14 protein-coding genes are annotated in these 19,632 nt (G+C 59.6%); 5 read left to right on the top strand and 9 right to left on the bottom strand.

Annotated features, from left to right (window positions below):
• Positions 1 to 167: 167 nt before the first annotated feature.
• The 7 genes from F617_RS0123610 to F617_RS0123575 all read right to left on the bottom strand — a co-directional run bounded on the left by F617_RS0123610 (position 168) and on the right by F617_RS0123575 (position 10,637).
• Positions 168 to 797 carry an NAD(P)H-dependent oxidoreductase gene (locus tag F617_RS0123610; RefSeq protein WP_003516226.1) on the bottom strand — a complete coding sequence of 210 codons (630 nt, stop codon included), beginning with the start codon at positions 795 to 797 and terminating at the stop codon, positions 168 to 170.
• A 371-nt stretch (positions 798 to 1,168) separates the two neighbouring features.
• On the bottom strand, positions 1,169 to 2,548 hold the full coding sequence (locus F617_RS0123605) for a GH1 family beta-glucosidase (protein WP_026331041.1): 1,380 nt from the start codon (positions 2,546 to 2,548) through the stop codon (positions 1,169 to 1,171).
• Positions 2,549 to 3,318: 770 nt separating this feature from the next.
• Positions 3,319 to 4,629, bottom strand: a complete 1,311-nt coding sequence (gene xylA / locus F617_RS0123595) for a xylose isomerase (RefSeq protein ID WP_003516221.1) — start codon at positions 4,627 to 4,629, stop codon at positions 3,319 to 3,321.
• Between the two features lie 239 nt (positions 4,630 to 4,868).
• On the bottom strand, positions 4,869 to 6,323 hold the full coding sequence (gene xylB, locus F617_RS0123590) for a xylulokinase (protein WP_019566962.1): 1,455 nt from the start codon (positions 6,321 to 6,323) through the stop codon (positions 4,869 to 4,871).
• 103 nt (positions 6,324 to 6,426) lie between these two features.
• Complete coding sequence (locus tag F617_RS0123585; protein WP_013762325.1) at positions 6,427 to 7,449, bottom strand: LacI family DNA-binding transcriptional regulator; 1,023 nt, start codon at positions 7,447 to 7,449, stop codon at positions 6,427 to 6,429.
• A 368-nt stretch (positions 7,450 to 7,817) separates the two neighbouring features.
• Positions 7,818 to 9,401: a DHA2 family efflux MFS transporter permease subunit gene (locus F617_RS0123580; RefSeq protein ID WP_013762324.1), complete on the bottom strand. Its 1,584-nt coding sequence runs from the start codon at positions 9,399 to 9,401 to the stop codon at positions 7,818 to 7,820.
• A gap of 30 nt (positions 9,402 to 9,431) precedes the next feature.
• Complete coding sequence (locus F617_RS0123575; protein WP_019566960.1) at positions 9,432 to 10,637, bottom strand: HlyD family secretion protein; 1,206 nt, start codon at positions 10,635 to 10,637, stop codon at positions 9,432 to 9,434.
• A gap of 160 nt (positions 10,638 to 10,797) precedes the next feature.
• On the opposite strand from F617_RS0123575, the gene F617_RS0123570 reads away from it, so the two are divergent.
• The 5 genes from F617_RS0123570 to lysS all read left to right on the top strand — a co-directional run bounded on the left by F617_RS0123570 (position 10,798) and on the right by lysS (position 17,805).
• Positions 10,798 to 11,484, top strand: a complete 687-nt coding sequence (locus F617_RS0123570; protein WP_003516212.1) for a TetR/AcrR family transcriptional regulator — start codon at positions 10,798 to 10,800, stop codon at positions 11,482 to 11,484.
• 182 nt (positions 11,485 to 11,666) lie between these two features.
• Positions 11,667 to 12,425: a TerC family protein gene (locus F617_RS0123565; RefSeq protein ID WP_003516210.1), complete on the top strand. Its 759-nt coding sequence runs from the start codon at positions 11,667 to 11,669 to the stop codon at positions 12,423 to 12,425.
• A gap of 234 nt (positions 12,426 to 12,659) precedes the next feature.
• On the top strand, positions 12,660 to 14,432 hold the full coding sequence (locus F617_RS0123560; RefSeq protein WP_003516208.1) for an SLC13 family permease: 1,773 nt from the start codon (positions 12,660 to 12,662) through the stop codon (positions 14,430 to 14,432).
• Between the two features lie 212 nt (positions 14,433 to 14,644).
• Positions 14,645 to 16,102 carry a glutamate--tRNA ligase gene (gltX, locus tag F617_RS0123555; protein WP_013762321.1) on the top strand — a complete coding sequence of 486 codons (1,458 nt, stop codon included), beginning with the start codon at positions 14,645 to 14,647 and terminating at the stop codon, positions 16,100 to 16,102.
• A gap of 203 nt (positions 16,103 to 16,305) precedes the next feature.
• Entirely contained in the window at positions 16,306 to 17,805 is a 1,500-nt protein-coding gene (gene lysS, locus F617_RS0123550; protein WP_013762320.1) for a lysine--tRNA ligase, read from the top strand.
• Positions 17,806 to 17,849: 44 nt separating this feature from the next.
• Here lysS and F617_RS0123545 read toward each other — a convergent pair whose 3' ends face one another.
• Entirely contained in the window at positions 17,850 to 18,554 is a 705-nt protein-coding gene (locus tag F617_RS0123545) for a hypothetical protein (protein ID WP_019566957.1), read from the bottom strand.
• 48 nt (positions 18,555 to 18,602) lie between these two features.
• Complete coding sequence (locus tag F617_RS0123540; protein WP_019566956.1) at positions 18,603 to 19,487, bottom strand: hypothetical protein; 885 nt, start codon at positions 19,485 to 19,487, stop codon at positions 18,603 to 18,605.
• Positions 19,488 to 19,632 lie beyond the last annotated feature (145 nt).

Genomic DNA, 19,632 nt, shown 5'->3' with positions numbered 1-19,632 from the left:
TTTCACTCAGAAATGCCGGGGATCGGCAATTCGATGGCGCATACTTGCCCGCAGGCGCCATCTTTTAACAGGGATGATTTTTCAATTATCTGAAATCAGAGAAAAAATCTACCGCAAAGCCGTCTGTGCGGCCCTGCGGCAGTCAAGACTTCGCGAGTGCGTGAAAATCAGACGCGGCTGACGAATTCCTCAAGCGGGCGGCGGACCTTCTTCAGGTTCACCAGCCAGTCGCCTTCCGGCTCGCGGTATCCGAGCGGCAGGATAGTGACGGAGCGCAGGCCCTTTTCACGCAGGCCGAGGATTTCATCCAGCTTGGCCGGATCGAAACCTTCCATCGGTGTGGAATCCACACCCTCGAAAGCAGCCTGCGCCACCGCCATGCCGAAACCAATATAGGCCTGACGGGCTGCGTGTTCGAAATTCACCTGCTCATCACGCTGCGGATAGGAGGAGAGAAGCTTCTGACGATACGCTTCCCAGCCCTCGTTCTTGACGCCACGCTCTTCGTTGACCAGATCGAACATATGGTTGATCCGCTCTTGCGTGTAGTTATCCCACGCCGCAAACACCAGAAGATGCGAGCCTTCAGTCACCTGCGCCTGGTTCCAGGCGATCTCGCGGATCTTTGCGCGCACTTCCGGATCGGTAACGACAATGACTTCGAACGGCTGCAACCCGCTGGAAGTCGGCGCCAGCCGGGCGGCTTCGACGATGCGCTCGACCTTGTCTTCCGCAACAGTCTTGGAAGGATCCATTTTCTTGGTGGCATAACGCCAGTTGAGTTTTTCGATAAGCATGTTCGTTTTCCCTGGGAGGACCAGCCCGCACCGCTCCGGATGAGGCAGCAGCAGGCGCTACGTCTGCGTAGCCTGCCTGACATAGGAGACAGGATGGCAGGCGCAAGCAGGCACCGCCGGGTAACTGGCAAAAAAGTTTGGAAAACTGATAGTAAGGTGGAAGAACTTTATTGGGGAGAGCGATCGTGTACTTTCCTGGTGAGGAATACGGCAGGTAAAGTTCACACACGAGCCAGCCTCTCCACCCTCATTCCTGTACTTGTCACAGGAATCAAGCCGACAAGCGTCTGCGTGGCGCAAATACTCATCCCAGCCCGAGGACTTGGGGCGGCTGGATCCCTGTGACAAGCATAGGGATGAGGGAGAAAGCCTCACTCCTTCATCACACCGTGGTTCCCCTTCGGAAAACCCGATGCCAGCGCGCTGTACCATTTGCCGCTGTTCTTCAGCGTACGAACCTGCGTTTCGTAATCCACGTGAACGAGGCCAAAGCGCATGCGGTACCCTTCCGCCCATTCGAAATTGTCCATCAGGCTCCAGGCGAAGTAACCCCGCATGGGGTAACCGTCCTTCACCAGATCAGCAACGATACCAAGATGTTCGGCGTAATAGTCAAGACGGGGTTGATCATCCACCTCGCCGTTTTCGACACCCATATTGTAGCAAGCGCCATTTTCGGTGATGTAGCAATCGGGCAGCTCGTAGCGCTCGTAGAGCGTCTCCACCAGCGAGTGCAGCGCCGGCGCATAGACTTCCCAGCCGATATCGGTCTTGACATCGCTGACGGCCGGGGCTGGTTTGGTGGCAGGGAATTCCGCACCTTCGGTGGCGTCGTCGGCAACGCGCATCGGTGTATAATAATTCAGGCCCCACCAGTCGAGCTTCTGGCTGATGATGGACAGGTCTTCCGCCTCCACCACCGGCAAGCGGCTGCCCAGGGCCTCCATCATTTCGGCCGGATATTCGCCCTTGAAGACCGGATCGAAAAACGCGCCGTTGTGGAACTGGAATGCCCGTTCAGCTGCCTTCATGTCGGCGTCGCTATCGGAGGCCGGGATGACGGAATGGGCGTTCAGCACCAGTCCGACCGGCACCTTGGGCGCAACATGGCGGGACGCCTCGACGCCGAAACCATGGGCAAGGTTGATGTGGTGCATGGCCGCAAGGGCTGCATCCATGTTGCGCTCGCCCGGCGCATGAATGCCATAGAGATGGCTGAGCCAGACCGCACACCAGGGTTCATTGAAGGTCGCCACCGCATCCAGCCGGTCGCCCAGCCGTGCCATGACGGTCTTGGCGTAACGCTGGAAGGCATGGGCGGTGGAACGCGAGGCCCAGCCGCCGTCGCCCATCAGTGTCAGCGGCAGGTCCCAATGGTAAAGCGTCGCATAGGTCTTGATGCCGCGCGCCTTGCAGCCATCGACGAGGCGGTCGTAGAAATCCAGCCCCTTCTCGTTGATCGGACCGAATCCATCGGGAATGATGCGCGGCCAGGCAATGGAGAAACGATAGGCCTCGACACCCATTTCCTTGATGAGATCGAGATCATCCTCCCAGCGATTATAGTGATCGCAGGCAACGTCGCCATTGTGGCGCCCGAAGACATGGCCCGGCATGTTGCAGAAGGCATCCCAGATGGATGGCTTGCGGCCGTCAACCTTGGTGGCACCCTCGATCTGGAACGAGGCGGTCGCCACGCCGAACAGGAAATCGCCGGGGAAACGGGCTGCAAGCGCTTTGTGATCGGTCATCGGATAGGCCCTTTCGTCATCCATCGAGCGTCAAAAGATGGAGAGCGGTTTAGACCAAGTCAGCAATGAGGTACAGCCGCAGGCACGCAAAATCTGCAACGTTTCAGCAGCGCGGTTAAGATATCCAAAGCGCTTTAGGTACACGAAAGTCGCCGCAACGGTTTCCCGGCGGCGGGAGAAACGACAGCCCGGCAAATGCGGATGGGAGTTGAGTGTGGTGGAAAGTCTTGCATCTGCCGGGCCACGCCTTGTTCGACCGGAATGCCGGTCCATCGGTGACAGACTTTTCACGACACCTACCGGATCGGCCCTTCCCGCTGCTGGCAATTGCGGGACGCCTTTCCGGAACGCGGTTTGCCAGAACCACGCTTGTCGATGCCGGCAGCCGGTCCGCGAAAGGCGCCGCGCGTATCGCCCTTCCGTTCCGGTTGCAGGGGAATGATGCAGCAAAATGGACGGGTGGGGACATGCGGGGAAAGGTTTTGCGGTAAGTGACTGGAAAGAAAGGAGGGGTGGCGCGGAAATGTTCTCGCCTTTGGCAGCAGACGGCGAGCATGCCCTCTAATCCGGCTATCGCAACCTTCTTAGTCTCATTTTATGGAATGTTATCTGCAGCATCGGGCCCGGAGACCGCACGGGGGCCGTACACCGCAGATACGACGTCATCCTCGGGCGTGTCGCGAGGATGACGGAGGAGAGGTTTTGCGGCTTTAACCAGCCTCTAGACGGGGGATGCTCCCCCGTCCTTTGTTTATGAACGTACCAGCCCGTCAAACGTAACGATTGACGACGTTCTCCAGATATTCCTGACGACCGGACTTCGGCTCGGGGTTGATATCCTGGCGCTCGACCAGCGCTGCGATTTCTTCGAGCTTCAGCTCGCCGCGCAACATCTTCTGGGCTTCAGGTGCGTCCCACTTCGCGTAACGCTCCGAAAGCGGCTTCGACAGCGCGCCGTCCTCGATCATCTTCGCCGCCGCCTTCAGACCGCGGGCGCAGCAATCCATGCCGCCGATATGGCCGATCAGCAGGTCCTGCGGATCGAGCGACTGGCGACGCAGCTTGGAATCGAAGTTGGTGCCGCCATTGGTGAAGCCGCCGCCGGCCAGTACGTGGTAATAGGCCAGCGCCATTTCAGGTACGTTGTTGGGGAACTGGTCGGTATCCCAGCCAGACTGGTAATCGTTGCGGTTCATGTCGATGGAGCCGAAAATGCCGAAGGCATTGGCCATGGCCAGTTCGTGTTCGAAGGAATGGCCGGCGAGGATGGCGTGACCCTGCTCGATATTGACCTTCACTTCCTTTTCGAGACCGTTCTTCTGCAGGAACGCATAAACGGTTGCGACGTCGTAGTCGTACTGGTGCTTGGTCGGCTCTTGCGGCTTTGGCTCGATCAGGATCGTGCCTTCGAAACCGATCTTGTATTTGTATTCCACAACCAGATTGAGGAAGCGGCCGAGCTGGTCCAGCTCGCGCGAAAGATCGGTATTGAGCAGCGTTTCGTAACCTTCACGACCGCCCCATAGTACGTAATTGGCGCCGCCGAGCTTCTTGGTGGCATCCATGCAGGTCTTCACCGTTGCAGCCGAGAATGCGAAGACATCCGGGTCCGGATTGGTCGCGGCACCCGACATGAAGCGGCGGTTGGAGAACAGGTTCGCCGTGCCCCACAGAAGCTTTACGCCGGTATCAGCCTGCTTCTGCGCGAAGTAGTCGACGATCTCGTTGAGGTTCCTGGTGTTTTCGGCAAAGTTCCTGCCTTCCGGGCGCACATCGGCGTCGTGGAAGCAATAGAACGGCGAACCGAGCAGCGAGAAGAATTCAAAGGCGACATCGGCCTTCAGCTTGGCGGCCTGCATGGTGTCTTCAAACCACGGACGCTGGAACGTCTGCCCACCGAATGGGTCGCCGCCCGGCCAGGTGAAGGTGTGCCAGTAAGCCACGGCAAAGCGCAGGTGATCTTCCATACGCTTTCCGGCAACGATCTCGTCGGGGTTGTAATGGCGGAAGGCGAGCGGGTTGGTGCTGTCGGGGCCTTCATATTTAATCTTGGCGATATCGCCGAAGAAGCCTGTGCTCATTAGATGGTTCCTCCTCTGGGGTGGGTTTAGATGGTGTTCAAAATTCGGGGTCTGCGCGGGCCGCTTACCCCCCTCTGTCGTACCGGACATCTCCCCCACAAGGAGGGAGATCAGCAAGTTGCGCTCAATCGCTTCGATCGCGACCTCACAGGAGGACGTGACCTAGCCGCTTGTCGATCTCCCCACTGTGGGGGAAATGCACGGCAGGGCAGAGAGGGGTGAACGGCGCACGCAAAACCTCAATGCGAAAGCGGCCGAATAGCGGGATAAAGCGCGTGATACCGCTGGTAAGCCTCCTCATAAGCATCGCCAAGCGCCACCACCGGCTCGATCGTCCGCGCCGTTTCCGGCTGCGTGCAGACTGCAACCGGATCTGCACCTGTTGCAGCGATGAGACCGAGGCGGGCGGCGCCGAAAGCGGCGCCGAAATCGCCCTCGGCCGGAATATCCACGGGCACACCGAGCGAAGTCGCGATCGAGGCCAGCCAATAGGCCGAGCGCGAACCGCCGCCGATGGCGGTGACGCGGGAGATGGAGGTGCCGGCCGACTTCAGCGCCTCGAGATTGTCACGGATGGCGAAAGTCACGCCTTCCAGCACGGCCTGCGTCAGCGCCCTGCGGTCACTTTCATGCGAAAGGCCAATGAAAGAGCCGCGAATGGCGGCATCGTTATGCGGCGTGCGCTCGCCGGAAAGATAGGGTGCGAAAGTGACGCCGCTCGGCGCCAGAAGCTCGTCGCCCAGTTCACCCGTCAGTTCGGCTGCGGACTTGCCGGTGAGGCGCGAATACCAGTTGAGTGCATCGGTAGCGGACAGGATGACGCCCATCTGGTGCCATGTGTTGGGAAGCGCGTGGCAGAACGCGTGTACGGCGCTTTCCGGCTTCGGCAGATAGGAGGCGTTGGCGGCAAACAACACGCCGGAAGTGCCGAGCGAAACGAACGCGTGGCCCTCTTTCACCGTGCCCATGCCGCAGGCGGAAGCGGCATTGTCACCCGCACCGCCGGCCACCACGGCCTTGCCCACAATGCCCCATTGCGAGGCGAGCTCGGCACGCAGCACACCTGCCTCCTCGGTGCCTTCAACCAGCGACGGCATGTGTTTTTCTTCAAGGCCGGTCGCCGCCAGAAGATCGGCAGACCATTTGCGCGCACCGGTATCCAGCCACGATGTGCCGGCGGAATCCGACATTTCCGAGATATATTCACCCGTCAGCCACAGTCGCAGGTAATCCTTCGGCAGCAGTACCTTGGCCACCTTTGCGAAGATTTCAGGTTCGTTCTTCGCGACCCAAGCCAGTTTCGGTGCGGTAAAGCCTGGGAATACGATGTTGCCGGTGATCTTGCGGAAGCGCGGATCGGCATCGAGTTCGGCAGCCTCGGCATAGGAGCGCGTGTCGTTCCACAGAATGCACGGCCGCAGCACATTGCCGCTCGCGTCTATCAGCGTCGCGCCATGCATCTGGCCGGAAAGGCCGATACCTTTCACGGCAGCGAGTTCCTTCGCAAACTTCTGCTTCAGACCTTCGACTGCGGTTTTCGTGGCGGCGATCCAGTCCGCCGGGTCCTGTTCCGACCAGCCGTGATGCGGGCGCGAGACCTCCAGCGAGCCGTTGGCCGAGCCGACGATCTTCTGATCGCCGTCCATCAGCAGGGCTTTGACACCGGATGTTCCAAGATCGAGACCGAGATACATGTAATTCTCCATTCCGGCGCTCCTTGCGCCACTTCAGCGGTTTTAAGGGTCACCGCATTTCCGGACGGAAAACCGGCGGCCACTTTTCCTGGAAATGCTCTCCTCAGGGCAGATTGTCCCTGAGGAATATGTCGATACGGATACGCTCCTGCGCGGCAATGACAGCGAGACCATCCGCGCGCGCTTTCAACACGCGAATGGCGCTGCGCACCTCATGCCCTGCATCCTGGTTGAGCACGGCATCGAGCACGCCTTCCCGCAGCGCATTGGCCGTGTTTTCGGTGAGCTCATGGGCGATGACGGATGGCGACCTTTCGCCCGATGACGCTCTGAGCGCCCGGATGAGGCCACGATTACCGGCGCCGAGACTGTAGATGCCGGACAGCGCGTCGCTCGCAAGCGCCTTGGTGACCAGCGCCTCGACGGTGACGGGATCGTCCCGGCCTTCGAGGACCGGCAATAGTCGCAGGTCCGGAAATTCGCTTTCGATGACGGATCGAAAGCCGTCTAGGCGTTCGCGATGGTCGCGCACCAGCATGGAGCCGGCAACGACCGCAATATCGCCGCCGCGCCCGGACAGGAAGCGCCCCATGAGGCTAGCCGCCGTGCGCCCGGCCGCAACGTTGTCGACACCGGCATAATGGTCGCGGCGCGAACCGGAGAGATCGGAAACCAGCGTGACGGTGGCGATGCCATCTTCGGCCAGCCGGTCTGCGGCTTCAGCAACATCCTCAGAATCGGTGGCGACGAAGGCGACGCCCGACGGCTTTTCCCGCCGCGCGACTTCCAGCGCCTCCGTCAGTGCCGCGGCATTGAAGGGCGGCACCTCGATAACGCGGATCGCCGTGCGCTCCAGATGGGCGCGGGCGGCTGCGGCACGAACTTCGGCTCGCAGCGTCGCCATGAAGGAATTGTCGTTGCCGGGAAGGATGAAGACCAGTGAATAATTGCGACCCTTGGCCAAATTGGCGGCGGCGATATCGCGCACATAACCGAGCTCGGCAATCGCCGCCTCTACCCGCGCTCGAGTAGCGGCGTGAACGCCGGGGCGCATGTTCAGCACCCGGTCGATGGTGGCAAGGCTGACACCCGCCCGCTCGGCGATATCGTGAACTGTCGGCTTCATGTTTCCTCCCGTGCCATTTGAATATCCAGCTTTGCCGCCGTCGTAAACCGAAAAATGATGTACGTACCTCACATTTTCAGCAAGATGATGATTTCGCTTTATTTCCATCTCTGAACTGCCGGTACGCGCCTTTGCCCGGCGTCATCCCTCGGCTTTTCCCAAGGATTTAGACACATCAATAAAATCAACAGGCTGCAGAATATCGGGGCTGACCAACAACTTCCGTCATTTCAGCCCTGGATCAAGGACTTGGGCTTACTGGATACCGGCTCAAGGACGGCATGACGGAAAAGTATCGCGAAACAGACAAAAAAGGGGCCGTCATTTCCGACGGCCCCAGCTCTGCGGTGGATGGGAGGGGATTTTGTTCAGTGCGCCGCGTCTGGTGGCGGCGCTGCCTTGGGTTTCTGGATCAGCACGGTCATGAAGATCAGGCTGCCAAACAGCAGCGTCAGCGCGAAGAACACATCCGCAAAGGCGAGTATCCACGCCTGCTGCGAGACCATGCCGACCAGCTTCTTGATCGCGACGGAAGCACCGTCCAGCCCGTAGGAATCATAGTTCGCGCCGACATTGTTCAGCCACTCCAGCGCCTGTGGATTGGAATAGCTGACATGTTCCGCCAGCCGCACATAATGATCGTCGGTGCGTTGCGACAGCAGCGTATTGATGACGGCAAGGCCAACCGCGCCGCCGAGGTTGCGGGTGAGGTTGAACAGGCCCGAGGCATTGCGGATGCGCGCGGGCGGAAGCGTGCCGAGCGCGATGTTGTTGATCGGCACCATGCACATCATCAGTCCGAAACCGCGCAGGACCTGCGGAATCAGCAGCTCATAGAAATCCCAGTCGGTGGTCACATGCGTCATGATCCACGTGCCGCAACCGAAGCTGATGAAGCCGATGGCCATCATGATGCGCGGATCGAGCTTGGTGGACACCTTGCCGGCAATCGGCGCGGTGAAGAACATGGCAAGACCGGAAACGAACATGGTCTCGCCGATCATCAGCGCATCGTAACCGCGCACGCGACCGAGATAGAGCGGGTAGAGATAGGTCAGCCCGTAAAGCCCTATGCCCATCACGAAGGAAAACAGCGAGCCGATGGAGAAATTTCGGTCCGCAAAGGCGCGGATGTCCACAACGGGGAAGTCCACCTTGAAGGCACGCCAGAAGAACACCACCGCACCGATGACCATGGCCACCGAACCGATGACGATATGCTCGTCGTTGAACCAGTCCTTGTTGTTGCCCTCTTCCAGCACGTATTCCAGAGAGCCGAGGAAGACGGCCATGGAGATCAGCCCCCACCAGTCGAACTTCTTCCAGAGCGAGGTTTCAGGCTTGTCGAAATCGATCAGGCTCCATGTCAGGATGGTGACAATGATGCCGGGAATGATGTTGACGAGGAACAGCCAGTGCCAGGAGAAGGCATTGGAAAGATAACCGCCGACCGTGGGACCGATGGTGGGCGCAAGCGTGGCGACGAGACCGATGATCGGCGAGACGACCGAACGCTTGGAGGGCGGGAAAATGGTGAAGGCGGCCGCAAAGACCGACGGGATCATGCCGCCGCCAATAAAGCCCTGGATCGCCCGGTAGACGATCATCTGGTCGATATTGGTCGCAGTGGCGCAGAGCGCGCTCGACAGGGTGAAGCCGGCGGCGCAGGTGGCAAACAGCACGCGCGTGGACAGGATGCGCGCCAGCGTGCCCGACAGAGGGATCATGATGACTTCTGCGATCAGATAGGATGTCTGCACCCAGGCGATCTCGTCGGAGCCCGCCCCGAGACCTGCCTGGATTTCCGCAAGCGAGGCGGAGACGATCTGAATATCGAGAATGGACATGAACATGCCGAAGACCATCGCGAAGAACGCGATGAGCCTGCGCTTGTCCATGGGTGGATCGACGGGGACAGATACCCCGCCTGTGCCGACAACCGTAGCCGCCATGATCTTGCCCTCAACGACGCCCTGGTTGGCCTATGGGTTAACGTGCGCCGTTTTCGTGTTTTCCGGCGCCGTGCGGGTATCCACATCGACGACGACGCTCAGGCCCGCACGCAGATTGTGCTTGGCGAGATCTTCCTTCGAGAAGACGATACGCACCGGCACGCGCTGGATGACCTTGGTGAAGTTACCCGTGGCGTTTTCCGGCGGCAGCATCGAGAAGACCGAACCGGAACCGGGCGAGATCGACTGGACCGTGCCTTCAATGGTCTCGTCGTCGAAAGCATCCACATGGACGCGGACCTTCGAACCGGGCACCACGCGGGCCAGCTGCGTTTCCTTGAAATTGGCGTCGATATAAAGCTCGTTCAACGGCACCAGCGAAGCAAGGCGCTTGCCGACCGAAACGAGATCGCCCGTCTGCACCGCCAGATTGCCGATAACGCCGTCATAAGGCGCTTTCAGCACGGTGAAGGCCAGATCGCGGGCCGCCTTGTCCTTGGAAAGTTGCAGCGAACGGATGGTGCTTTCGGCTTCCTCGCGCTGGGCGCGAAGAAGCTCGACATTGGCTTTCGCGGACGAGATCGCCGCCTCGCCGGCTACGACATTCGCCCTGGCCTGATCGAGCGCGACCTGCGCGCTATCGGAAGCGGCAACGGTGCCGACATCCTTCGCCTGCAATTCGGTGGCGCGCTTCTGGGTGATTTCCGCACCGCGAAGCGCCGCATCCAGAGCGCCCTTCTGGGCAACGGCCTGTTCCTGCGCTGCCTCGCCACCGATGATCTGCGCGTCGATGCGCTTCAGCGACAGTTCCTCGGTGCGAATCTGCGCGTCGGCCTGTTCAAGCGCGATGCGATAGTCGCCGTCATCCAGAGTAACCAGCGGATCACCCGCCTTGACTTCCTGGTTTTCGACAACGTTCACCTTGGCGATGTAACCCGAAACCTTGGGCGCGATGACCGCGATATCACCCTGTATATAGGCGTCATCCGTCGAAACCATGAAGCGACCGTCGATCCACCAGTTATAACCGTACCAGCCGGCGCCGGCGAGAAGGGCGATCGCAAAGATCGGCAGAAGCGGCGAACGCTTCTTCTTCTTCGGTGCGGCAATTGTCTGTGGCGGCTGTTGCGGCGGGGCCTCCACCGGCTTTGCCGGAGAGGTCTCAGCCTTGGCGGAAACGTCCGCCTCTTCCGCATCGTTGACGGCGCGAACCGCGCTATTCTTCTGGGCCGACATGAGATTGTACCGTGATAAATTGAAGAAAGTTTTTCGAACTGAACCGTTCGGTTCGATTGACATAATCCCTTTCCTGACACATATCAAGTGTAATCGAACTGATTGGTTCGACGTTCGGTTAATTTTTTTTACGCCATTGCAGTGCTAGGAACCGGTAACGATGGCAGGTGAAGACATGGATATGGAGACGGAAACCGAAACGGGCTGTCCGGGAAACCCCGCCGGGCGTTTTGCTGCGGGCGAAGACCCGGCCAAGCGTGAGCAGATTGTTGCCGGCGCCTGGCGCGTGTTCAAGCGCAAGGGCTTCGATGCCGCCAGCATGAACGACATCACGCGGGAAGCCGGCGTTTCCAAGGGAACGATCTATGTCTATTTCTCCAACAAGGAAGACCTGTTCGCCGCCCTTGTCGATCATCACCGGCAGGAATTCGCGACCTCCATGCGCAACATTCTGGCCGGCACCGAAGAGGTGCGCGACGGCCTGAAACAGTTCGGCAAGGCCTTCGCCAACAAGATGATCTGCTCCGAAATGATACCGGCCATGCGCTCGGTGATCGGCGTCATCGACCGCATGCCGAAGCTGGCGCAGCGTTTCTTCATCGCAGCACCCAACAACGTGCGCACCGTTCTTCAGGATTTCATCGAGCATCAGGTCTCGCTCGGCCATCTCAAGGTCGATGACGTCGAACTTGCCGCCCGGCAATATATCGAGCTTTCCACGGGCACTTTCTTCAAGCTGCGCCTGTTCGGAGAACTCGAAGGTCCGGTTCCCGAAGAGGAGCTGGACCGGGTGATCGACAGCGCCATCATGGTGTTCATGGCGGCTTACGGAACCGACAAGGCCTGAAAACATTCAGCAACGGGCGACCGGACCGGCAACGGCACGGGGCCTGATACGCGGTTTGCGCGAAATTTCGATGAAATCTTGCCTATCACAGGCGCGGTCTCCTTGTTTCTCGCGTATTGCGCTATAAATTCCACGAACCGAATGTTTCGGGTGGCCTTGTTGCTGAAAGGAAAAATTCCCTGATGGAGTCCGTTCTCCCTCTTCTGTCCGACCCCGCTGCCTGGGTGGCGCTGGTCACCCTGATCGTCATGGAGGTCGTGCTTGGCATCGACAACCTGATCTTCATCTCGATCCTCACCAACAAGCTTCCGCCTGAACAGCGCGAAAAAGCCCGCAAGATCGGCATCGGGCTTGCCTTGATCATGCGTCTCGGCCTTCTCGGCACTGTGGCCTGGATCGTGCAGCTCACCACGCCGGTCTTCGAAATCTTCGGCCACGCCTTCTCGTGGAAGGACATGATCCTCATCGCCGGCGGTCTCTTCCTGATGTGGAAGGCCACCAAGGAAATCCACCACAATGTCGATCCTGAAGATCACAAGGAAGACATGGTGGGCGGCCCGGTTGCGATGAATTTCGGCGCCGCCATCGGCCAGATCCTGCTGCTCGACCTCGTGTTCTCTGTGGACAGCATCATCACCGCCGTTGGCATGACACCGCATCTGCCGATCATGATCGTGGCCGTGATCTTTGCCGTTGCCGTGATGCTGCTCGCCGCAACGCCGCTCGCCAACTTTATCGAGCGCAACCCCACCATCGTCATGCTGGCACTCGCCTTCCTGATGATGATCGGCACGACCCTGATCGCCGAAGGCATGGGCTTCCATGTTCCCAAGGGCTACGTCTATGCCGCCATGGCGTTTTCGGCGCTGGTGGAACTGCTCAACATGCTGGCGCGTAACGCCAGACAGCGCAAGAAAGCACAGGCGGCCAAACCGCACTGATTGCCCTGACCGTCATGCCGGACCTGATCCGGCATCCCTTCAGCCCAAGCCCTTGGGCTGAACACTTTCCGCCGCGCCGACGCGCGGCGGCTGGATTCCGGCTCATGGCCGGTATGACGCGAACGTGTGGAACGCGCCGGCCACTCCGGAACCGCTTCACCCCGCCTCGCGTTCTTCGACATCCCTACCGGAAGAGTCCGTCCCGCCGTCTCTCCTTCGAAAGCATAAGCAAGCATGACGACCGACCAGATCCTCGCCTTTACCGTGATCGCCGGCATGATGGTCGCGTTCATATGGGACAGGTTCCGCTATGATGTGGTCGCGTGCAGCGCGTTGCTGGTGGCGGTGGCGGTTGGGGTCGTGCCTTTCGACAAGGCGTTCTCCGGTTTCTCGGACGATATCGTCATCATCGTCGGCAGCGCGCTGATCGTCAGTTCGGCCGTGGCGCGTTCAGGGGTCGTCGATATGACGATCAAGAAATATTTCCCGGAGATGCACTCCAAAACCCTGCAACTGGCCTTTCTGATGATCGTCGTCGCCATCATGTCGGCCTTCATCAAGAACATCGGCGCGCTTGCCATCATGATGCCGGTTGCTTTCCAGTTCGCCCGCAAATCCGGCAGCCCTGTTTCCTATTATCTGATGCCCATGGCCTTCGCCGCCCTTCTGGGCGGGCTCATGACGCAGATCGGCACCTCGCCCAACATCGTCGTTTCCAGGCTGCGTGAGGAAATGACCGGGCAGAGCTTCTCGATGTTCGATTTCACCCCGGTCGGTGCCGGGCTGACCGTGATCGGCATCATCTTCCTGACCTTCGGTTACCGCCTGCTGCCGGTGCGCAACCGCCAGCAGGCATCGATGGAAGATATTCTGGACCAGTCAGCCTACACCGCCGAGGCGACGCTTCCCGCCGACAGCACATACGCCGACAAGCCGCTGCGGGAGCTGTTGAAACAGGCGGATGGCGACGTAATCGCCAGCACGATCCTGCGCGGACCCCGGCGTATCTCCCCCTTCCCCGATGTCAATCTGAAGCCGGGCGACACCATTCTTCTCGAAGGCAACCCGGAGGGCCTCGACCGCATCGTCTCGCAGGCCAAGCTGCTGCTGTCAGGCAAGCCGCTCACCGAGAACGGCCAGAAGACCGCCGACCTTATTTCCATGGAAGCGGTTATCAGCAACGAATCCGTTCTCAACGGGATTTCCGCGCGCGAACTGGCGCTATCCTACACCCGCGGCGTCAATCTGATTGCAGTCAGCCGTCGCGGCCAGCGCGTCAGCCAGCGGCTCTCCGACCTGACCTTGCAGGCAGGCGACGTCATTCTCCTGCAGGGCAGCCGCAAGAACCTGCCACAGGTATTGCAGGAATTTTCGCTGCTGCCCCTGGCGCAGCGGGAAATCCTGCTTGGAGTGCAGCGCCGCGCGCTGTTGCCCGTCATCGTGCTTGCCGCGGCCATGATTGCCGCCGGCAGCGGGCTGGTGCCGGTATCCGTCGCCTTTTTCGCCGCTGCCTTCCTGATGATCGTCGTCGGCGCGATACCGCTCACCGAAGTCTATAAATCGATCGACGGGCCGATCCTCGTCATGCTCGCCGCCCTCATTCCCGTCAGCGACAGTCTGCGCACCAGCGGCGCCAGCGAGCTGATCGCCGCCTGGCTCGGCCACGCCGCACAAGGACTGCCGCCCTTCGCAGCACTCGGCATGATCCTGTTGACTGCCATGGCGGTAACGCCCTTCCTCAACAATGCTGCAACCGTGCTGGTCATGGCACCCATCGCCGCCGGTTTCGCCACCACGCTCGGCTTTCGGCCGGAGGCCTTTCTGATGGCGGTGGCGATCGGCGCCGGCTGCGATTTCCTCACGCCTATCGGCCACCAGTGCAACACGCTGGTCATGGGTCCGGGCGGTTATCGCTTCAGCGATTATCCGCGCCTTGGACTGCCGCTGTCGATCATGATCGTCATTGCCAGCATTCCGATGCTGCTTTATGTCTGGCCGGTGAATTAGGGGCGGTTTACGTCCGGGCGAAGACAGCGCAAGCGCCATATTTCCTTGACGCCTGCGGCATAATATGGCCTAAGCCGATGCCGAACGGAAATATGCAAAAGTGCGTTCAACACGCCTTTCCGCACCCTTTCCCGCCGCATTCAAACGAAAACTTCGTGATAGAAGGGTGAAGCCGCCCCGATGTCACCACCCCGTCACGACGAGTGAATTTCATGACCACTTCCGGCGTTCGCGTCCGCATCGCACCTTCCCCCACCGGCGAGCCGCATGTCGGCACCGCTTACATCGCGCTGTTCAACTATCTCTTCGCCAAGAAACACGGCGGCGAGTTCATCCTGCGCATCGAGGATACCGACGCCACCCGCTCGACGCTGGAATATGAGCAGAAGGTTCTGGAGGCGCTGCGCTGGACCGGCCTCACCTGGTCGGAAGGCCCTGACGTCGGTGGCCCCTACGGTCCCTACCGCCAGTCCGAGCGCAAGCCGATGTACTGGCCCTATGCCGAAGAATTGCTGGAAAAAGGCCATGCCTTCCGTTGTTTCTGCACGCCCGAGCGGCTTGAGCAGATGCGCGAAGCGCAGCGCGCCGCTGGCAAGCCGCCAAAATATGACGGTCTCTGCCTCCACCTGAAGGCTGAAGAAGTGACCACCCGCGTCGCCGCCGGCGAAGCCAACGTCGTGCGCATGAAAATCCCGACCGAAGGTTCGTGCGATTTCCATGACGGCGTTTACGGCGATGTCTCGATCCCCTGGGATTCGGTTGACATGCAGGTGCTGATCAAGGCCGACGGCATGCCGACCTATCACATGGCAAACGTCATCGACGACCATCTGATGAAGATCACCCATGTGGCGCGCGGCGAAGAGTGGCTGGCTTCAGTGCCCAAGCACATCCTGCTTTACCGTTATTTCGGCTGGGACCAGCCGACGTTCATGCATCTTTCGCTGATGCGCAACGCCGACAAATCGAAGCTTTCCAAGCGCAAGAACCCGACGTCGATCTCCTATTATTCCGCGCTCGGCTACCTGCCGGAAGCGCTGATGAACTTCCTCGGCCTGTTCTTCATCCAGATCGCCGAAGGCGAAGAGCTGCTGACCATGGAAGAGCTGGCCGCGAAGTTCGATCCGGAAGCACTTTCCAAGGCCGGCGCCATCTTCGATATCCAGAAGCTGGACTGGCTGAACGGCCGCTGGCTGCGCGAAAAGCTCACGCCTGAGGACTTCATTGCCCGCACGCTGGAATGGGCGATGGAAAATTCCCGCCTGACCGAAGGCCTGAAGCTTGCCCAGAGCCGCATTTCCAAGCTCGGCGAATTGCCAAACCTTGCCGGCTTCCTGCTTTCGAGCGACGTTGGCCTGACGCCCGCCTCCTTTGCCGGTCTCAAAAGCAAACCCGAGGAAATCCACGAAATCCTCACCACGGTTGCCACCGATCTGGAAAAAATGCCTGATTGGAACGTTGAAGCCATCGAGGCCGAGCTGCGCGACATTGCCGAACGCACGGGCAAGAAACTGCGCGTCGTCACGCCGCCGCTCTTCGTCGCCGTCTCCGGTTCCTCGCGCTCGCTGCCGCTGTTTGACTCGATGGCGCTGCTCGGCCGCTCCGTGGTGCGCCAGCGCCTGAAGGTCGCTATTGCCGTTGTGGCCACGATGGTTGGCAGCGGTGCTTGATGCCTGCCGGGGCGGGTTTTAAATCCACCCCTCATTCCTGCGCTTGTCACAGGAATCCAGCCACGGCGCGTCGGCGCCGTGAAAGAATGAATTGAGGTCTCCCGCGCCAAGGACTTGGGCGCACTGGATTCCTGTGACAAGCACAGGAATGAGGGATACGGGAGGCAATTGTCGCCGCGGCAACGCCGCAACAGGATTGAACAATGAACGACAAGACAACCGAAACCACCGCCCTTTCCTCCGACGCCACCGAAGTGCGCCGCCAGAAACTTGCGCTGCTGCGCGAGCAGATCGGCGATGTCTATCCGGCGCATTTCCATCGCACGCTGACCAATGCGGAGCTGGCGGAAAAATATGCCGATATCGAACCGGACACGGAAACCGGCGACACGGTAACGGTGGCGGGCCGCGTTTATTCGTCGCGCAATTCCGGCATGTTCATGGATATCCATGACGCCTCGGGCAAGGTGCAGATCTTCTCTCACAAAGATACGACGCCGGAAACGGCGCGCAATCTTCTGCCGATGATCGACATTGGCGACATCATCGGCGTAACCGGCAAGGTGCGCCGCACCAAGCGCGGCGAGCTGACGATCAACGCCGAAGAAATCACCATGCTCACCAAGTCGCTGCTGCCGATGCCGGAAAAATGGCACGGTGTCTCCGATATCGAGCTGCGTTACCGCAAGCGCCATCTCGATATTCTGGCGAACGAGGACTCCAAGCTGCGCTTCCTGCAGCGCTCCAAGATCCTGTCCGGCATCCGTCGCTTCATGGAGGCCGAAGGCTTCCTCGAAGTGGAAACGCCGATGCTGCAGACAGTTTATGGCGGTGCGACGGCCGATCCGTTCAAGACCTTCCACAACACGCTGAAGATGGACATGTATCTGCGCATCGCGCCGGAACTGTTCCTGAAGCGCACGCTGGTATCAGGCCTTTCCGACAAGGTGTTCGAAATCAACCGCAACTTCCGCAACGAAGGCGTTTCCACAAGGCACAATCCTGAATTCACCATGATGGAGTGCTATTGGGCCTATGCCGACTACGAAGACATCATGGGTCTCGTAGAGCGTCTGTTCGAGACGCTGGCGATTGCCCTGCACGGCACGACCGAGGTGGAATTCCAGGGCCAGACAATTTCCTTCAAGGGTCCGTTCAAGCGCGTGCCCATGCCTGATGCGGTGAAGGAAGCGACCGGCATCGACTTCCTTGCGATCAAGACTGACGAGGAAGCCCGCGCCGCCGCCAAGGCTGCCGGTTTTGCCGTCGAGAAGGACTGGACCTGGGGCGAATGCCTTGCCTTCATCTTCGAAGAGAAGGTCGAAGGTACGCTTATCCAGCCGAGCCACGTCACGCATTTCCCGAAGGATATCTCGCCCTTCGCCAAGGAAGTGCCGGGCGAACCGCGCCTCGTTGAGCGTTTTGAGAGCTATTGCAACGCCTGGGAAGTGGGCAATGCCTTCTCCGAACTCAACGATCCCGAAGAGCAGCGCCGCCGCATGGTGGAGCAGCTTGAGCAGGCCCATGCCCGCGGTGAAAAGGACAAGCAGCTGGACGACGAATTCCTCGACGCCATCGATCAGGGCATGCCACCCGCCGGCGGCCTCGGCATCGGTGTCGATCGTCTGATCATGCTCCTGACCAACGCCCCCTCGATCCGCGACGTCATCCTCTTCCCGGCCCGCCGCAACAAGGCGGACTGATCGTATAGGGTATAATCCAAACCTGGGCGGCCGGTCGGCCGCCCTTAAGGAACATCCTTAGAATTTTTCGTCGCCTCTAGCTCCGCGTCGTTCGCCTCAATCCAGCCCTCAAGTTTTTCGATAAGACAAGGCCATACGTCGTTATATTCGTGGTGGAACGTTTCCATGCACAGTTCCATCGACCCTAGGTGGCGGCTCCCAAATATCTCCATCCACCGATTAGAGAAATGTGTTTCGTACTCCTCATGGTCAATCTTGGAGTACCCCATACACAGCCCTTCGTAGCTTGGGTGGGAGCTTTCGGAAAGATCGGCATACAGCGCCATTATTCCGGGGTAACGCTTGTCGCATTTATTCAGAACTGTAACGATGTTTAGCGAATATGGCATATCAGCGTTATTCCGCGACCCAAGCAACAAAACGGCCGTTTTTTCTCCGAACGTGTGAAAGTTTAACTTCGCCTCGAGCACATCTTGCATGAGTTGGTTTAGGTAAATTAACGTCGCAAGGGTCTCAAACCCGCTCCGCAACAAGATACGCGCTCCCAAACCATGTCCCTGCTTATGCAACGCATAGGACTGTGTCATTAGGTCGCTCAATCGCCAAAAGATGGCTTCTCTGAGCATCCATATTCGGAAAGCTGCTTTCCATTTGTAGACAACCGAGTTGCGAGACAGCAATCCACCAACAGGAATGCTTGCGAAAAGCGATTCTTTCCAGTTAACGAGGTTTTGTTCGATAGGGTCCATGATCTTCGACCACCGCTCTTAAAACGATCTAGGGCAGGGACTTGGCAACTAATGCCCCGTCTTCGTCTTCCCCGCAGCCGGCTCTTCCGCAGGCGCGCTCTCGGCCAGCTTCTCTTCCGCCGCCTGCGCGGTCGTTGTGCCTTTTCCGAAGATCAGTGATTTCAGATAGCTGATGCTGAAGATGCTGCCGCCATCGGCTTCCGGGGTCGAGGTCAGAAGTTCTTCGTCGGCTACGGGTTCGCCGTGGGCTTCCGCACCGGGTCCGCCCTCATGCGTTTGCGCCGGCGCAGCGTCGTGGCCGCCGCCGCCTTCGCCCTTGGTTTCGCCGTGTCCGCCCGCGCCTTTTGCGGCTTTTCCGCCATGCCCTTCGGGTGCGGCGTCCGAAGCGGGGGTTGCGCAGTCGGTGGCATCGCTCAGGCTTGCGGCCATTGCTTCGGCATCTTCCAGCGGCAGATCGATGCGCAGCCCGTAAAACTGGCCGCTGCCGTTTGATGCACCATCGTAATAAAAGGCGGAATAACGCTGGGCATCGGCGCCTTCGGGAATTTTCGCCGGGTCGGCAATGAAGACCACTTGGGCCGCGATGGCGCGGCCACGCATTTCCGAGCGCAATTGCGGGCCGTTTTTATCCAGCACGGAAACCTGGACCAGATCAGGCTTCTGTTTGTCGTAAACCGCCCTGGCGACACGCAGCGCCGTTTTCAACCGGTCCGTGCCGTTGCCGCCGTCAGTACGAATGAATTTGCGGACCCACAGGGAACCGTTCTTGCGGATGTTGACTGTCTGGACTGCGTCGCAGGAAAGCCCGTTCGCGGAGGCATAGGTGGACCCGAGCAGCCGCTCGCTGCCGATAAACACGGCAGCAGAACCGGTCGCACCCGCCAAAAGCAGGATCCCGCCTCCGATCATAACGAGTTTGCGCGAAAACCGCATTCGTCCGAATACAGCCTTCACGCGCAAAATCCTGACATTCAGTACCCCGCCTATCGCCCTCACCCCGGAACGTGGCTCGAAGGATGAGGAACACACGCGGGATAAGCTCGGGACCTCGTTGTCCGAGCCTTGCGATAGTGCCGCT

The sequence above is a fragment of the Agrobacterium sp. 10MFCol1.1 genome, from assembly GCF_000381165.1.
Lineage (GTDB): Bacteria > Pseudomonadota > Alphaproteobacteria > Rhizobiales > Rhizobiaceae > Agrobacterium > Agrobacterium tumefaciens.
This window is presented reverse-complemented; position numbering and strand designations above follow the sequence as displayed.

What these genes read in the sequence shown, in the direction of transcription:
- lysS (WP_013762320.1), top strand. Translation starts at nt 16,306, where the DNA reads ATGAACGACAAGACAACCGAAACCACCGCCCTTTCCTCCGACGCCACC.
- gltX (WP_013762321.1), top strand. Translation starts at nt 14,645, where the DNA reads ATGACCACTTCCGGCGTTCGCGTCCGCATCGCACCTTCCCCCACCGGC.
- F617_RS0123545 (WP_019566957.1), bottom strand. Translation starts at nt 18,554, where the DNA reads ATGGACCCTATCGAACAAAACCTCGTTAACTGGAAAGAATCGCTTTTC.
- xylA (WP_003516221.1), bottom strand. Translation starts at nt 4,629, where the DNA reads ATGAGCACAGGCTTCTTCGGCGATATCGCCAAGATTAAATATGAAGGC.
- F617_RS0123560 (WP_003516208.1), top strand. Translation starts at nt 12,660, where the DNA reads ATGACGACCGACCAGATCCTCGCCTTTACCGTGATCGCCGGCATGATG.
- xylB (WP_019566962.1), bottom strand. Translation starts at nt 6,323, where the DNA reads ATGTATCTCGGTCTCGATCTTGGAACATCCGGTGTCAAAGCCCTGCTG.
- F617_RS0123575 (WP_019566960.1), bottom strand. Translation starts at nt 10,637, where the DNA reads ATGTCGGCCCAGAAGAATAGCGCGGTTCGCGCCGTCAACGATGCGGAA.
- F617_RS0123610 (WP_003516226.1), bottom strand. Translation starts at nt 797, where the DNA reads ATGCTTATCGAAAAACTCAACTGGCGTTATGCCACCAAGAAAATGGAT.
- F617_RS0123540 (WP_019566956.1), bottom strand. Translation starts at nt 19,487, where the DNA reads ATGCGGTTTTCGCGCAAACTCGTTATGATCGGAGGCGGGATCCTGCTT.
- F617_RS0123585 (WP_013762325.1), bottom strand. Translation starts at nt 7,449, where the DNA reads ATGAAGCCGACAGTTCACGATATCGCCGAGCGGGCGGGTGTCAGCCTT.
- F617_RS0123570 (WP_003516212.1), top strand. Translation starts at nt 10,798, where the DNA reads ATGGCAGGTGAAGACATGGATATGGAGACGGAAACCGAAACGGGCTGT.
- F617_RS0123605 (WP_026331041.1), bottom strand. Translation starts at nt 2,548, where the DNA reads ATGACCGATCACAAAGCGCTTGCAGCCCGTTTCCCCGGCGATTTCCTG.
- F617_RS0123565 (WP_003516210.1), top strand. Translation starts at nt 11,667, where the DNA reads ATGGAGTCCGTTCTCCCTCTTCTGTCCGACCCCGCTGCCTGGGTGGCG.
- F617_RS0123580 (WP_013762324.1), bottom strand. Translation starts at nt 9,401, where the DNA reads ATGGCGGCTACGGTTGTCGGCACAGGCGGGGTATCTGTCCCCGTCGAT.